This is a genomic window from Nocardiopsis alba, from assembly GCF_000710955.1.
Lineage (GTDB): Bacteria > Actinomycetota > Actinomycetes > Streptosporangiales > Streptosporangiaceae > Nocardiopsis > Nocardiopsis alba.
The window spans coordinates 76,516-91,446 of record NZ_BAZE01000010.1; the positions used below are offsets into that span (position 1 = coordinate 76,516).

At 71.5% G+C, this 14,931-nt stretch carries 11 protein-coding genes; all 11 read right to left on the bottom strand.

What is annotated here, in order from left to right; translation table 11 throughout:
* Positions 1 to 53: 53 nt before the first annotated feature.
* On the bottom strand, positions 54 to 1,871 hold the full coding sequence (locus TR33_RS18135) for an acyl-CoA dehydrogenase (RefSeq protein ID WP_042284362.1): 1,818 nt from the start codon (positions 1,869 to 1,871) through the stop codon (positions 54 to 56).
* Positions 1,872 to 2,128: 257 nt separating this feature from the next.
* The gene (locus tag TR33_RS18140; RefSeq protein WP_042284363.1) at positions 2,129 to 3,829 is read right to left on the bottom strand and encodes a thiopeptide-type bacteriocin biosynthesis protein; all 1,701 of its coding nucleotides are present in this window, start codon (positions 3,827 to 3,829) and stop codon (positions 2,129 to 2,131) included.
* Entirely contained in the window at positions 3,826 to 5,241 is a 1,416-nt protein-coding gene (locus TR33_RS18145; RefSeq protein ID WP_042284365.1) for a hypothetical protein, read from the bottom strand. Before TR33_RS18145 ends, TR33_RS18140 begins: the two co-directional genes overlap by 4 nt.
* The gene (locus TR33_RS18150; RefSeq protein ID WP_042284367.1) at positions 5,193 to 7,016 is read right to left on the bottom strand and encodes a YcaO-like family protein; all 1,824 of its coding nucleotides are present in this window, start codon (positions 7,014 to 7,016) and stop codon (positions 5,193 to 5,195) included. Before TR33_RS18150 ends, TR33_RS18145 begins: the two co-directional genes overlap by 49 nt.
* An 11-nt stretch (positions 7,017 to 7,027) precedes the next feature.
* Positions 7,028 to 8,623: a hypothetical protein gene (locus tag TR33_RS18155; RefSeq protein ID WP_042284368.1), complete on the bottom strand. Its 1,596-nt coding sequence runs from the start codon at positions 8,621 to 8,623 to the stop codon at positions 7,028 to 7,030.
* A complete protein-coding gene (locus TR33_RS18160; RefSeq protein ID WP_042284370.1) occupies positions 8,616 to 9,770 on the bottom strand; it encodes a lantibiotic dehydratase C-terminal domain-containing protein in 1,155 nt (384 codons plus the stop codon). Before TR33_RS18160 ends, TR33_RS18155 begins: the two co-directional genes overlap by 8 nt.
* 4 nt (positions 9,771 to 9,774) lie before the next feature.
* Complete coding sequence (locus tag TR33_RS18165) at positions 9,775 to 12,456, bottom strand: lantibiotic dehydratase (RefSeq protein ID WP_042284372.1); 2,682 nt, start codon at positions 12,454 to 12,456, stop codon at positions 9,775 to 9,777.
* On the bottom strand, positions 12,453 to 13,343 hold the full coding sequence (locus tag TR33_RS18170; RefSeq protein WP_014912034.1) for an ABC transporter permease: 891 nt from the start codon (positions 13,341 to 13,343) through the stop codon (positions 12,453 to 12,455). The genes TR33_RS18165 and TR33_RS18170 overlap by 4 nt, the downstream gene beginning before the upstream one ends.
* Positions 13,340 to 14,257 (bottom strand): ABC transporter ATP-binding protein, encoded by a 918-nt coding sequence (locus tag TR33_RS18175; protein ID WP_017533063.1) that lies wholly within the window; start codon positions 14,255 to 14,257, stop codon positions 13,340 to 13,342. Before TR33_RS18175 ends, TR33_RS18170 begins: the two co-directional genes overlap by 4 nt.
* Positions 14,258 to 14,345: 88 nt before the next feature.
* Positions 14,346 to 14,528 (bottom strand): thiazolylpeptide-type bacteriocin, encoded by a 183-nt coding sequence (locus TR33_RS18180; RefSeq protein WP_017533064.1) that lies wholly within the window; start codon positions 14,526 to 14,528, stop codon positions 14,346 to 14,348.
* Between the two features lie 159 nt (positions 14,529 to 14,687).
* Positions 14,688 to 14,870 carry a thiazolylpeptide-type bacteriocin gene (locus tag TR33_RS18185; RefSeq protein ID WP_017533065.1) on the bottom strand — a complete coding sequence of 61 codons (183 nt, stop codon included), beginning with the start codon at positions 14,868 to 14,870 and terminating at the stop codon, positions 14,688 to 14,690.
* Positions 14,871 to 14,931: the final 61 nt, after the last annotated feature.

Here is a 14,931-nt window from a genome sequence, read left to right on the forward strand (position 1 = left end):
GCCCCTCGGGCGATGTTCTCCTCCGGTGGCCGCGGGCCTCCGAAGCGTGGAGACTAGAAGGCCTCCTCGGGGACCTCCATGACGCCCAGGTTCACGTTCTGGGCGATCTTCAGCTCGGCGGTCACGCGCGGCAGGAACTGCTCGGCGAAGAAGGTCGCGGCGGCGATCTTGCCGGTGTAGAAGTTCTTGTCGTCCTCGTCGGCGCCGTCGATGCTGTTGAGGGCGACCTCGGCCTGGCGCAGCAGCAGCCAGGCCAGGACCACGTCACCGAAGGCGAAGAGCAGGCGGACCGAGTTCAGGCCGACCTTGTACAGCTCGCGGGAGTCCTCGGCGGAGCCCATGGCGTGGCCGACCATGATCTCGACCATCTTCTCGACGTCGCCGAGGGCCTTCAGCAGGAGCGCGCGCTCCTCCTTCAGGCGGCCGTTGCCGGCCTCGCTCTCGGCGAAGGTCTTGATCTCGGCGGACAGCTTGCCGATGGCCTGGCCGCCGTTCTTCACGATCTTGCGGAAGAAGAAGTCCTGGGCCTGGATCGCGGTGGTGCCCTCGTAGAGGGTGTCGATCTTGGCGTCGCGGATGTACTGCTCGATCGGGTACTCCTGAAGGAACCCGGAGCCGCCCAGGGTCTGGAGGGACTCGGCGAGCAGCGCGTAGGAGCGCTCCGAGCCGACACCCTTGACGATCGGCAGCAGGAGGTCGTTCATGGCCTCCAGCTCGGTGACGTCCTCGCCCTTGGACTTGGCGACCTGGATCGCGTCCTGCTGGGTGGCGGTGAAGATGACCAGCGAGCGCATGGCCTCCACGTACGCCTTCTGCGTCATGAGGCTGCGACGCACGTCCGGGTGGTGGGTGATGGTGACCTTCGGGGAGTTCTTGCTCCCGGCGAGGTCGTTGCCCTGGACGCGGTTCTTGGCGTACTCCAGGGCGTTGAGGTAGCCCGTGGAGAGGGTGGCGATCGCCTTCGTCCCGACCATCATGCGCGCGTACTCGATGATGAGGAACATCTGACGGATGCCGTCGTGCTTGTCACCGACGAGGTAGCCGATGGCGGGGTGCTTGTCGCCGAAGGTCAGCTCGCAGGTGGTGGAGGCCTTGAGGCCCATCTTGTGCTCGACGTTGGTCACGTAGGCGCCGTTGCGCTCACCGAGGGAGCCGTCCTCGTTGACCAGGTACTTCGGCACGAGGAAGAGCGAGAGGCCCTTGGTGCCGGGGCCGGCGCCCTCGGGGCGCGCCAGCACCAGGTGGAAGATGTTCTCGGTCATGTCCTGCTCGGCCGAGGTGATGAAGCGCTTCACACCCTCGATGTGCCAGGTGCCGTCGCCCTGGTCGACGGCCTTGGTGCGGCCGGCGCCGACGTCCGAGCCGGCGTCGGGCTCGGTCAGCACCATGGTGGCGCCCCAGCCGCGCTCGATGGCCTGCTCGGCGAACTTCTTCTGCGCCTCGTTGCCCTCGGAGTGGAGGATGCTCGCGAAGCCGGGGCCCGCGGAGTACATGTGGATGGAGGGGTTCGAGCCCAGGATGAGCTCGGCCGCGGACCAGACGAGGGAGCGGGGGGCGCCGAGGCCGCCGAGCTCCTGGGGGAGGTCGAGGTTGTACCAGCCGGCGTCCATGTAGGCCTGGTAGGACTTCTTCAGGCTTTCGGGGATGGCGACGGTGTTGGTCTTGGGGTCGAAGACCGGCGGGTTGCGGTCCGCGTCCTCGAAGGACTCGGCGACGACACCGGTGGCGAGACGGTTGATCTCGTCCAGGATGGTGCGCGCGGTCTCCTCGTCCAGCTCCTCGAAGGGGCCCTGGCCCAGCAGGTCCTGGCGCCGGAACAGCTCGAAGAGGTTGAACTCGATGTCGCGCAGGTTGCTCTTGTAATGCGTCATGGACAGCTCCGCTGTGTCCCTTGCCGCGGTGTCTGTACACGCGGATCTACCGACTAGTAACAAGTCAATGTTACTACTGAGTAGCCCCCGGCGCCAGTAGCGAGGTGCGCGTGTGACGCCAAGTACGCGTCAAAAGTACGAAAGTAAGGAAAGTGCCACTTTCGGACATCCGTGACGATCGGCATCGGTCGTGCCGAAAAGGGGGCCGGGCGGTCCGGAGCCCTCGGGACCTGCCGGACCGCACCTCACCCTGTTATCTACCCTCGTTCGCCGGAGCCCACCGGGATCAGGGAGAGCACCGTCCGGTCGATCCCGTCCAGGTGCAGCAGCGCGTTGGCCGCGTCGTCGGCGAACCCGGAGACCACCAGGGACCGCAGCCCCAACGCCGTGGCGCACAACGACAGGTTCTGCGCCACGTGACCGCACTCTTGGAGCAGCAGGCGCAGCGCCCTCTGCCCGTACCCCTCGCGCAACCGGCCCAGGTCTCCGACCAGCACCACCAGGGCGCCCAGGCCGTCGGCCACCACTCCGGGCCGTCCGTCGGCCTCCGCGCGCAGGAAGGGGGAGAGCTCGATGAGCCGCTCCACGTCCGCGGGGCCGTCCGCCCTCAGTAGCCGGTGCCCCTCCGCACGGTAGCGGTAGGTGCCGGCCTCCAACCCCTCCACGTGACGGACCAGCACCCACACCTCCGTGGCGTAGGCCGCACCCGGCGAGGGGTGCGTACGCGGGGGGCGGTGCCGTCCCGTCCGTCCGCCCCGGGTACGGCTGAGACCGGCGGAGTGCCCGAGCAGGTCGGAGAGCTCGGCCAGGTCCATCCGAGACGAGAGGTCCCCGTGCGCGCTCTCACGCTCGGCCAGCGCCTCGCCCAACGTCATGGTCAACGGCCCGGGCTCGGGCAGCTCCACGACCGGGGCCGCCAGAGCCCCGGGGCGTTCGCCCTCCGGCGCCACCTCCCGAGGGGCGTGCTCGCCCGCCATCGTTCCGGGAAGGTACTTGCCGGCCTCCAGGTACACCCGATCCGGGGCGCTCACGCCGGGCTCGAAGTAGTCGCCCGGCGGCTCCCAGCGCGGGTAGGACAACGACAACAGCCAGGAGATCCGACGCTCGTCGTCGATGTCCAGGCCGAGCCGGTTGCAGGTCATGTGCAGCAGCGACCACATGATCCGGTCGATGCCGTTGGCCAGCCCCTCCTCCGCGTCGATCCGACGCAGCCGGTCGACCGTCGCGCGCATCTCCCGGTGCCACAGATGGTGGGTGGACGACCCCTCGCCCGCCACCAGCCGCTCCACCTTCGGTCGACGCTGCAACCAACGGGAGGGGGAGGCGTGGAAGAGCCGTTCCGCCTCCGACCGGGCCCGGGCGTCACCACGCGCCACCTCCGCCGAGAAGTCCCAGGTGGAGTGGTAGCCGCGCGCCTGGCGGACCGCCTCCACGTCGTCGAACCCCAGCGCCCCGAACGCCAGGGTGGCGAGGTCGACCGCCACCACCTGACGCTGCCCGGGCTGGGGGGCCGAGCGCAGGACCGCCAGGGAGATCCTGGTGCTCGCGCAGAAGAAGTCCTCACAGACCTCCAGGGCCCGGGGGCCGCCGTAGCGTTCGGTCTCGGGTTCGTAGACCGCCTCCAGCACGTCGCCGTCGGTGTGCCACCGCTCCGGGTCGGCCTGGGGCAGATCCGAATAGTAGGAGTCGCGGTCCAGTTCCAGGGCGCTCGCCGAGGTCTCCTTGGCCAGGACGCGCATGCGTTCGGCGAAGCCCGCCACGGCGTCGGGGTCGGCGTTGAGGAAGCGGGCGCGAACATGAGGTCCGCCGTCCCAATAACGCAGGTAGAACCAGTCCTCGGCGTGACCGCCCTCGACCAGCTCCCGCGCCGCCGGGGCGAGGTGTTCCAGGAGGAAGGAGTCGATGTCGGCACGACCGCGGTGCAGGTGGACGTACACGGCCGACCAGGTGCGGGTCATGGGGCCTCCGGGGGATCGGCGTCGACGGGGATGTCCATGTAGGTGCCGCGTTCGGCGCGCACCCACAGTTGGTAGGCGGGGGTCTGCCCGGGCTCCAGCCCCAGGACCGCCCCCCACTCCTCCTCGGCGTAGTTGCGCATGGGGCGGGCGCACAGCCCGGTGGCGGCGGCACCGAGGCACCCCCATTGGGCGATCCAGCCGAGAAGGGTGTGCAGGATCGGTTCGGCGTGCCGGCCGTGGGCGCGTGCCCACGAGGGGAAGTCCACGGCGAGGGTGTGTCCGAGCGTGGCGGAGAAGTTGGTCTCCCCGGTACGCGGGACCTCGCGCTCGGGGCCCGCGCCGCCGTCGGGGGCCAGTTCGCGTACCACGCGGTCGTCGACCCGATCCTCGCGCAGGGCGTGCCGGTACAGGCGTGGCGCCCCGGCCGTCCCGGCGGCCGAGTGGACCTCGGCGAGCGCCGAGACCAGCGACGACGTCACCCCGTCCCCCTCCTCGGGGGAGACGTGGGCACTGGTCACCAGGTTGGCGGTGGAGACCCCGCTGGTGCGCTCGTCCAACCAACGGCGGAGGGAACGTCCGGGGCGGGCCGCGACGGAGGCCGTGCGCGCCGTCGCCTCCGATGAGAGCTCCACCGTTCCGGCCGTCCCCGCCCCTTCCGAGGGCTCCAGGGTGAGCGCCGCGCTCGGTTCCATGCCCTCGGGCAGGAAGGGGGCGGCGTCGACGCAGGCGGGATGGGCCGGACCCACGTGGGTCCGGGGCGCCAGCCCCGCCCTGGTCAGGGTCAGTCCCAGGGTGGCCAGGAGATGGCCGCCCTCCAGGAGGGCCAGCGAGGGCCGCAGTCCGCCGTATTCGGGCGGATAGCGTCCGTGGTCCACCGCTACGACCACGCGGGCCCCGGCCAGCGCCGTCTCCGGATCGTCGGGTGCTCCGGAGTCGGTCAAGGGCTGGAGCGCGTGCGACAGCGGATCGACGCGCAGACACCAGTCCGTTCCGTGCCGGGGCAGGAGGAACAGGTCGGCTCCGAAGAGCCCCCGGGGCGACGGGTAGGCGCGGTGCACCGGGTAGCGGTCGGCCGCGGAGAGGCGCCGGACCCGCACCGCCTCGACGCAGGCGGCGAGCAGCCGCCGGCCCGAGGTCCACGACCCGCCGAGGTCGGGACCGGCGGCGTCGATCGCGCGGAGCGGGGCCAGGACCGGCGACATCGGACGGACTTGGCCCGGAACCGGCCGGGCCAGGCCGTTCGAGATCTCTTCGCCGAAGAACAGTGTCTCCACGGCGGCCACGTCCTTGGCGTACGACTGCCGGTGGAAGTGCGCGAGCGCCTCGGCGCGGCCCCGCCCTTCGGGACCGCCGGTCGCGGCGATCACGGGAACGGATGCGGGATCGGGTACACCTCGCCGGGCGTCTCCCACGGGATCCCCCCTTCGATCAGCTCGGAGGCCCGCGTCAGCCGCTCCAGGGAACGAATGCGCAGATGGGTGTGGCCGAAGGTCATCGGCAGGGCGCCGGGCACGATCACCTTCACCGAGTGCGCGCCCACCGCCTCGGTATAGGGGGCGCCGCTCTGGTCCACGACGATCACGTCCAGGCCGAGCGCGTGCACGGCCGCCAGACGTTCGCGCAGTACGGCGGCCAGGTCGACGCCGGCGAAGGACGAGGGCCGACCGGCGACGAGTTCGTCCATGCCGACGACGCCGGCCGGGCGGCGCAGGAACTCCCACATCGGTCGGGCCTCCCAGAGACCGAACACGCCGGTGTGGTCCTCCAGGGTCCGAATGAGCGTGAAGTCGTCGAGCATCGGCCGGCAGCGCTCCACGGACACCGACTCCCGCATCCGCACCCACTTGGGGTACATCAGGGCGTTCGTGGCGGTCTCCTCGACGGCCGCCATCAGCGCCCGTCGAGGGTCGAGGTGGGTTCCGGTGGCCAGACTCAACGCGGGCGCGAGCCCTTCGCGCACCGCCCCCTCCTCGGCGGTGACCATCGCCAGGACGGTCGGAACACCCAGGTCGGAGGTGATGTCGAGCAGGGACAGCTCCAGGCCGCGCTCGGTGATCAGGTCGGTGAGGTGGTTCAGGTCCGGGTCGTCGACGCCCTCGATCCGGCGTGGTCGGGTGCGCGAGTACCAGGTGAGCAGGAAGGCGTCCCGTTCCACCACCTCGAACAGGCCGTACAGGACGGCCTCGGCCAAGGAGCCGCCCACGGCGCAGCCGTTGGAGGACTCGTACAGGAAGCGCTCCTCGCGCGGTCCGGCGTGCCAGTAGGCGACGTGTTCGGGCACCAGGACGCGGCGGCGTTCCCGGGTGGACCAGCCCCACACCCAGGTGGTGGGGGTGGCCGGTGTGTAGGGGACCGGGTCGAAGGAGGGATGGCCGTACCACTCCTCCTCGTGGAGCCCCAGCAGGGCCGGGTCGACGGCGTCCGAGGCCAGCTCCGCGTAGGAGCCGCGCACGGTGGGTGTTCTCGACAGCCGACGCCCGCCGGTCACCCGTTCCACGCCTTCGAGGAGGGCGGGGACCTCGCTGTCGGTGAACCGGGTGGAGCGCCCGTAGCCGCCCTCGCGGGACGTGCGTCCTGGAGCGACGGTCTCACAGGTCACGAGGGCCAGTGGGGACTCCTCGTCCCGGTACATGTGGGCGGCGGGGCCGAACCGGAAGTCGAGCAGTCTCTCGCGCAGGACCTCGCGGTCCATCCTTCGAACACGCAGGGAGTCGCCGACCGTCGGCGCGGGTGTCTCCAGGCCGAGCGGGTCGGTGTCGTCCGCGCCCGCGCTCTCGTCACCGTTCCGAGGGCAGTGGTCGCAGTGCGGATGGGGGACGAAGCGGTGCCGGGTCAGGGTTCCGTCCCGGCGGTCCAGGGCGATCAGGGACAGCCGGAGGTCGGTCGGGTCGGTGGCGGCGACCAGCGCGTCGAACACCCCCTCCCACAGGTCGAGGAGGCCGTCGGGGGTCGGCCGGTGGACGGCCGTCTCGCCCTCGACGTCGTACCGCCAGAGACCGGCGCATCGCGCGCAGCCGCTCGCGCCGTCGGGGGTCCAGGGGCCGAGGAAGAGCAGCGGTCCACCCGTCGCGGTGTGCAGGATCCCTCCGTCGACCGGGAACTCGCGCGGGTGGTCCAGCGTGGCGCCGACCGGGAGCGCGTTCGCGTCGTCGGGGCGGGGCGGGACCGTTCCTCGAGTGCCGGCCACGGGGACACGTCCTAGCTCCATGAGGCCACCGCCGAGTGCACGCCGAGGTCGCGGAGCCGGTCCGCGCCCTCCGGAGCGGACAGGCGCACCGCGCGTGTCCCGAACGCCCAACGGGCGAGGTCGGAGAGCGTCCGCGAAGTGCCGCCGCCGCAGGCGTCCAGGGGTGGCCCTGGAGGCTCCTCGGCGAGTCGGGCCGAGGCGACCGCGCGGAGCAGCGCCTCCTGGACGGCGGTGTCGGGGTGCGGGGCCACGCCCTCGCCCGAGAACGCGCCCTCGGTCTCCGGGAGCACCCGGGCTCGGTGGAGTCCGTCGTCCGTGGCGTGGACGACCAGGCTCGCGGTCACACCCAGTCGCAGGGTGAGCGCGGCCCACAGACGGCGGGAACCGGGGGAGAGATCGGGCGCGGCCACGTCCTTCCAGCGCTCCCCGGGCATCCGCAGGGCCAGGTCGGCCACGGCCGCGCCGATCGCGGTCTCGGGCGTCAGCCCCAGCCCCAGGCCCACCGGGGCGGCGGAAGGGAGCCACACCTCGGGGCGCAGGGCGCGGAGCAGGGCGTCCAGACGCGCCTCGGCGGTGGTGGGGCCGCAGCCGACCACCGTGCCGGAGCGGGCCAGACCCACCGGGAGTTGGGGCAGTGAGCCGGGGCGCGGCTCGGCCACCGGGCCGAACACCCGGTCCCACAGGTGGGTCACCGAGTCCAGGAGGGCGGGCACCTCGGGGGGCTCGGCCGCTTCCCACACGGGGATCGGGCCGGTGGCCTCGGGGTTCAGCGGGGAAAGGACCGAGAACACGCGCGGTTCGCTGACGAGCTCGTCCGTGGTCACCATGAACTCCGCGTCCTCGGCGGGCGCGGCGTCCTCGGCGTCCCTGGCCACGTGGGCCACCAGGGCCAGCGCCAGTTGGGCGCAGACCAGGGTGTGGACGAGCCGGGACGCGCCCTCGTCCGGGGCGGCGCCGTCCGCGGTCTCCTTTCGGGAGGCGAACCATCTCCGCAGCGGCGCGACCAGGTCCGGGCCGGCCGACCGATCACGGGGGCCGGACAGCCACAGGCCGCCGCCCGAGGCGATCAGGTGCTCGGCGGGTTCGCCCTCGGCCGGCTCCCACCGGGTGGTCAACAGAAGGGGGCTCTCCGGAGCGTCCTCGGGGTCGACCCGGACCGTGCCGACGCCGGCCCTCTCCAGAGCGCGCGCCGCCTCGGCGGCCAGCTCCGGGTGGGACGAACGGACACGGACCGTGCCCTCGCGCAGCGCCGCCAGCGCGGCGTGCGGGCGGCGGGTCAGGGACTCCAGATGCGGGTAGGCGGCCCGTTCCGCCGGGTCGAGGTCCTCGGGCTCGGGTTCGAGTTCGCGGAGGAAACCGTGCTCCTCCAGCTGGTCGAGGATGCTCGCCAGGAAGGGACGGCCGCGTTCGGGGAAACCGCCCAGGAGGGTCTCCCGTTCGAAACCGGCGCGCAACGTCGGCTCCAGGGCGCGCCACACCGTGTCGGCCCGGGACCCCCGGACCACGACGGCGGTGGCGCCCATGCTCAACGCCACCCCCTCCTCGGCGAGGGAACGCGCGCGCACGGCGCTCTTGAGACGGACGGGGTTCGCGGAGGGCTCAGACATCGCCGTCACCCCTCCACGGCAGGGTCGGCCGCAGCTCGGGGTCCCGACTCTGGTGGTCGACGACCCTGCGGACCGTCTCCTCCCAGGACTCGCCCACCACCTCTTGGGCGGCCTCGGTGAGCAGGTACGCCACCGAGTAGCGCTGGATCGGCGTCACGCCCATCAACGGAAGGAGGTCGAAGAAGCAGTTGATGACGAAGCGGAACGCGGCGAACCCGTGCCCGTCACCGAGCCGGGTGAAGTCCAACTTGCGGAACTCACGGTGGAAGTCGCTGTAGGAACGCTCGTCGGAACCGCTCCACCGCACGCCCACGTCGTCGCCGAGCCGGGCCGCGGTCTCCTGCCGTTCGGGGTGCGGAAAGGGCAGGATGTGTCCCTGCCGGGCCAGCGCGACCGCCTCGGGCAGCCAACGGTCGACCCAGGTGCCCCAGGCCTCGGCGTAGGGGTCGGCGCCGTCGCCCTCGTGGATCCCGCGCAGGGTCGCCACCAGGTTCTCCCGCTGCCCTCGGTAGGAGGCGGCCAGCCGTTCCTGGGCCCGCCCTTCGGAGTCCGACCAGTGGAAGTACTCCTTCCAATGCGACAGGAACGCCTGGTAGCCGGACCTGAGCCCCCACTCGGGGTAGCGCGTGGCGATCGCGCCCATCCCGGAGAACACGTTCGCCGTCACCGCGCTCCGGCCTCCGCGTCCGTCGACCTGGTCGGCGACCCGGTCCAGGCCGTCGGTGAGCACCCGGCCCTTGAGCGCGATCGCCTCGGGGCCGCGCAGGAACGTGTCGACGGGATCGCCGGGCAGGCGGAGCACGGAGTTGTCCGGTGTCAGAGGGGAGTAGGGGCCCTCCACCAGCTCCAACCGGCCCATGCTCCGGGAGAAGCCCTCGTATTCGGCGGGGTCCAGCACCCTTCGCGAGGGGTGTCGTTCCACGAAGGCGGAGAGCCGTCGTTCGGCCCGGTCGGCCGCCTCGGCCACCGCCTCGGGGGATCCGTCCAGGTAGAGCACACAGTGCGGGCCGAGCCGCCAGTGCAGGTGGAGCCACGCGGCGGTGACCCCTTCCCTGGCGGCGGCCTCGCGCGCGGCGGGCACGAGACAGTCGCCCAACAGCGCGCTCTTGTCGCTGTCGTAGTAGGTCACTCTGAGTCCGACGGTCAAGGGGTCAGCCTCGCTTCGCCTGGGGGTTCTCTGGGGGACGCACGGTTCCGGGGGCGCCGGGGACCGTGGAGAGTTCGAGGAAGACCTCGGCCGCGTGCCGACCATCGGGGCTGTCGACCCCCGAGGTGGCCGGGTGCGGGGACAGTTCCTCCGCCATCAGGGTCGGGCCCAGGTGGGCCAGCCGTTTGGCGGCGGTCGTGGTGTGCAGCCGGCTCAGGAAGTCCACGTGCTGCGGTTTGGGGGCCATGGCCCGCTCCAGCGGACCGAGCCTGGACCCCTGGAGGGGCCGGACGAACACCTCGTCGGGCAGCCCCCGACGCAGACGTTCGACGTTCACCCGCCGGTACAGTCCGGCCGGTGACTCGCCGTCGCGGGCGGTGAACATCGACGTGTCCAGGCCCCAACGGCGACGGAAGAGGGTGAGCGAACCGAAATCGATCCTCGGCGCCTCACCCGTCCCGTTCCGCTCGGTCCATCGTTCGTGCAGGTCGATGCTGAGATCGCCGAAGGAGAAGAACGGGGAGTCCGCCACCATCGCCACGAGCATCTCGTCGTAGGGCAGCGCGTGGGGGACCAGGAAACCGGTGTAGACCGGGTCGATCCCGGACCCGTCGGACCGGACGAGACGGAGCCCGTTCGGTGTGTGGACCAGGGCGAGGTCGCGGGTGGCCGGACCGGGGGACAGGGTCGGCTCGTCGCGCAGCGCCACCTCCTCCCCGGCCAGGGCCGGGGACAGGTTGGCGTTGAAGCCCAGGGCCGACCGCATGTGCACGGTGTCGGAGTCCTCCGGCCCGAGCCGTCCCACGTGCTCGGCGACCCGGGCGCGGACCTCTTCCGGCAGGTGCCCGAGGAAACGGCTGAAGTAGCGTGCCCGACCGCCGTAGACGTGGTTGATCACCAGACGGTCGTCGTGCTCCGTCCGCTCCGAGGTCAGGGCCTGGCCGAACACCGCGAAGGAACGGCGGGCGAGGAACTCGCGTTCGGGCAGCAGCGACGCCACCTCGTCCACCGTCGCCGGGTCGACCTCCACCCGCTCCGCGTCGGAACGTCCCAGCCCCACCAGATGGTCGACCGCGCGAGCCCGCGCGGCCAGTACCCGCCGCAGACCCTCGTCCGCGTCGGCCAGGGCGGCGGGGTCGCCGCCCATGAGCCGTTGGGTGAGGGGGAAGGCGGCCCGGGCGTGCTGGGCGAAGGCGTCCAGGTCGGAGCAGCGTCCGCCCCGCCCGTAGTGGGCCACGAACACCTGCTCGAGGGCGCCGGAGAGCACGCGCTGATCGTCCAAGGCGAACAGCAACGGCATCAGTCGTTCCAGGTCGGCCGACCACCGTCGCGTCACGGGGCGCTCCACCGGAACACCTCGCGATACCAGACAGTCCTCCACCACCGGCGAGGTCGCCGAGCCCTCGACACCCACCGCCGACGACCACACCGTCTGGAGCCGACGTACACCACGGGCGCGTTCGGCCCCGTCGGCCTCGGCGAAACCGGACAGGACCTCTTCGGTGGCGTCGAAGGCGGAGGCCACCCGTTCGGCCGTCGCGCCCGGCAGGCTCCGGGCCAGTTCGTGCCAGCGGCGCCCGTACCCGGGCGACTGCTCGGGCGCGGGTGCCCAGGGCACCAGGACCCCGACGTCGACCAGCCGCTCCAACACGGACGGCACCTGCTCCGGGGCGTACCCGAGGTCGGCGGCGACGGCCTCGCACAGCAGGTCCCAGCGCACCGGTGTGGCCGCCCTCTTCTCCAGGGCCTCGACGAACCGTCCCCGGGCCCCGGTCAACGGGAGTCGGACCTCCTCCTCGCCGAACGCCTCGGCACGCAGCCCGGAGGAGGGCGGTGTCCAGCGACGACGGCGCACCACGAGTAGAGGGCCGCCCTCGGCGTCGGTGATCCGTCGGGCACCACCGGTCAGCACCCACTCCAGCCCGGGGCGGGCCTCGGGGTCGGCGGCCAGCGCGCGACCGGCCTGGCGGATCAGCAGTCGTCGCAGATCCGCGTGGGGAGAGGGGGAGAGGGGGCCGCCCGCGAGACCGGGGGAGGAGGGCTCCTCCAGGTCGTCGAAGTGCACGGCCGTGTACAGCGAGTACGGGCTGACCTTCAGCGTGGAGCGCGAGAAGTACCGCACCAGCGACGCCTCGGCCTTGCGCATCCGCTTGTCCGGATCGGCGTCGGTGGCGGCCCGCGCCGCCACCGCCCGGTGCAGATCGGCGCTGGACAGAGCGGTCGAACGGTCCACGTACGGATGACGGGACCACTCCGCCAGGACGGCGCGCTCGGCGCTCAGGGCGGCCTCGTGACCGTCGTCCATACGTGCGGCCGCGGCCTCGGACCGTCGCCGACTCTCCGTCCACTCCGCCAGGCCGGGCACCTCGGCGGTGACCGGATGCCCGTACAGGGTCGGACGCGGTGGGCGACGGTTGAACACCGCGCGTTTGGCAGCCAAGGCCTCGCGTCGATGGCCCTCCCGACCCGGGCCGCCCTCGTCCAGAGTGGGAGCGGCCCGGTGCAGTGCCTCCAACAGGTCCTCGCGAAGCCGCTCGCGCGCGTGTTCCTCCTCGACGAGGGAACGCGCCAGAGCGCCGTCCTCCCGGGCCCCCTCGTCGGACGCGCGCAACCACCGATGGGGGTACAGGTTCACTCGGGAGACCAGGTAGGGGCCCTCCACCAGGGTGAACGAAGGCGTGCTCAACCCTTGGCCTCCGTGCCCTCGTCCTCCCGCTCGGAGGTCTCCGCCCGGCGCTTGGCCGAACCGAAACCGCGCGGCTCACGTTCGGAGGCCCACCGGAACCAGCGCAGCGCGACCACCGTGCCCACCAGCGACCAGGCCGACAGCAGCCAGACCGACGGCCAGTCCCAGACGGGACCCGCCTCGGAGAGCGAACCCTGGATCAGCACGGTGAGCGGACGGCCGGGCAGCAGGTCGACCACGGCGCTCACCGCGTCGCCCAAGGGCAGGATGACGAACCCTCCGGCCAGGAAGGCGGCGGGGAAGAAGATGCCGTTCACCATGGGCACCGCCGCGTCGGCGTTGGGCGGCAGCAGGGAGACGGCCGCCCCCAACGGAGCCATGCACACGAAGCCGAGCATCAACGCGACCAGTAGTTGCGGGATACGCGCCGGGTCGATGGTCACACCCATACCGAGCAGACCGATGGCGGTGACCACTCCCAGCACGATCACGGCGGTGAGCAGCGTGTTCACCAGATAGGCGCCCATCACCGTCGCCGGACTCACCGGGGTGGTGCGGAAACGCTTGAACAGACCGTGGTGGCGTCGGATCGCCAACCCGATGGCGACGTTGGCGAAGGCCACCGACATCAGGGCGAACCCCAGGATGCCGCCGAAGCTCAGATTGGCCTGGGTGATCTCGTGCTCGCCCACCAGCCGGATCTCGTCGGCCTGGGAACGGAACGCCAACCCGAAGCCCACGTAGAACATCACCGGCATCGCCACGATGAACGCCAAGGTGATGGGGGAGCGCCAGAACTCCTTCAGCTCCCCGTCCACGTGCAACAGGAAACTGCTCGGACGTCGCGTGCGGGGCGAGCGGCGGGCCCCGGCCTCGGTGGTGCTCATTCGGACCTCTCCGTCTCGGGTCGCCGGTTCTCCAACATCGCCACGTAGGCGTCGTCCAGACTGGGCGGGACGATCGTCAGACCGCTGATGCGCGTCCCCTCGTCCCGGGCCCAGGTCTGCACGCGTTCGACCACGGCGTCCTGGTCGTCGGTCTGGATGCGCGCGCGACCGTTGACCAGCGCGGCCCCCTCGGGCAGGCGTCCATCGACCCCCTCGGGAACGGCGAACTCCACCACGGTGAAGGCCGACGAGTCCCGGACCAGCTCGTCCGGGGTGCCCGAGGCGATGAACTCCCCGTCGCGGATCACGTCCACGCGGTCGGCCAGTTCCTGTACCTCGGCCAGGTCGTGCGAGGTCAACACGACCGTGGTGCCGCTCTCCCGGAGACCGGCGACCAGCGCGCGGATCCGACGTCGGGAGACGGGATCGAGCCCGGTGGTGGGCTCGTCGAGGAAGAGGAGTTCGGGGCGGCCGGTCAGGGCCAACGCCAGGTCGAGACGGCGGCGCTGACCATCGGAGAGGGAGCGGACCAGAGCGCTCCTCTTCTCGGTGAGCTCCACCTGGGCGAGCGCCTCGTCGACGTCGAGAGGGTCCGGGTAATAGGAGGCGTGCCGGCGCACGATGTCGCGGACCGACAGGCCCGGCTCCAACATGGTCTGCTGGAGCACGACGCTCATCCTGGTGCGGAGCTCGGCGAAGTCGCGCCGGTTACCGGGATCGAGGCCGAGTACCTCGACGGTGCCCGAGGTACGACCGCGGTGCCCCTCGAGGATCTCGATCAGCGTCGTCTTGCCCGCCCCATTGGGGCCGAGCAGCGCCGCGATCCGTCCGGCGGGTACCCGGTAGGAGATGCCGTGGAGCACCTCTCCCTTCCCATAGTCCTTGGTGATGTCCGTGGCGTTGATCGCGTACACGTGCGGCCCTCGTCCTGCTTCTTCTGGGGGCGTGGGGGACGGTGAGAGGGGGCGACCCCGACGGAAGCGGGGTCGCCCTTGGAGAAGGTCAGCCGCACGATCCCGACGAGCAGCAGCTGCTGGAGCCGCAGCACGAGGTGGAGGTGCAGGAGCTGGAGCCACTGGTGGCGCCGGTCTCCGGGACGGCGACCGCCTCGCGGACGCTCATCACCTCCATGTCGTCGAAGTCGAGCTCGGGCAGGTCGATAACAGCGGTTTCCTTGGTGGCCATCGGGCACCTTCTTCTGGACGGGGGAAGGGGATGTGGGCGCGATACAGCCGGTGCGCCCATGGAGAATTCACGCTTTCCCGTGAGAGAGCGCGAATTCCGTCTGGGGTTGTGTGGGGATGGTGAAACGGGGTACGGAGGTTGGTCCGTGTCGTGTGCGGGTCAGCCGCAGGAGCCACCGGAGCAGCAGCTGCTGGAGCCGCAGCACGAGGTGGAGGTGCAGGAGCTGGAGCCACTGGTGGCGCCGGTCTCCGGGACGGCGACCGCCTCGCGGACGCTCATCACCTCCATGTCGTCGAAGTCGAGCTCGGGCAGGTCGATCGCGGGTGCCGTCGAATGGGGCATCAGGACCTCTTTGTCGGTATCTGCCAATCGGATCCCCCGGGAGAGAAAGAAAGTAACATGT

Bases quoted from the DNA above. Each gene is read 5' to 3' on its own strand.
- TR33_RS18140 (WP_042284363.1), bottom strand. From the start codon at position 3,829: ATGACCCGCACCTGGTCGGCCGTGTACGTCCACCTGCACCGCGGTCGT.
- TR33_RS18135 (WP_042284362.1), bottom strand. From the start codon at position 1,871: ATGACGCATTACAAGAGCAACCTGCGCGACATCGAGTTCAACCTCTTC.
- TR33_RS18170 (WP_014912034.1), bottom strand. From the start codon at position 13,343: ATGAGCACCACCGAGGCCGGGGCCCGCCGCTCGCCCCGCACGCGACGT.
- TR33_RS18180 (WP_017533064.1), bottom strand. From the start codon at position 14,528: ATGGCCACCAAGGAAACCGCTGTTATCGACCTGCCCGAGCTCGACTTC.
- TR33_RS18155 (WP_042284368.1), bottom strand. From the start codon at position 8,623: ATGTCTGAGCCCTCCGCGAACCCCGTCCGTCTCAAGAGCGCCGTGCGC.
- TR33_RS18185 (WP_017533065.1), bottom strand. From the start codon at position 14,870: ATGCCCCATTCGACGGCACCCGCGATCGACCTGCCCGAGCTCGACTTC.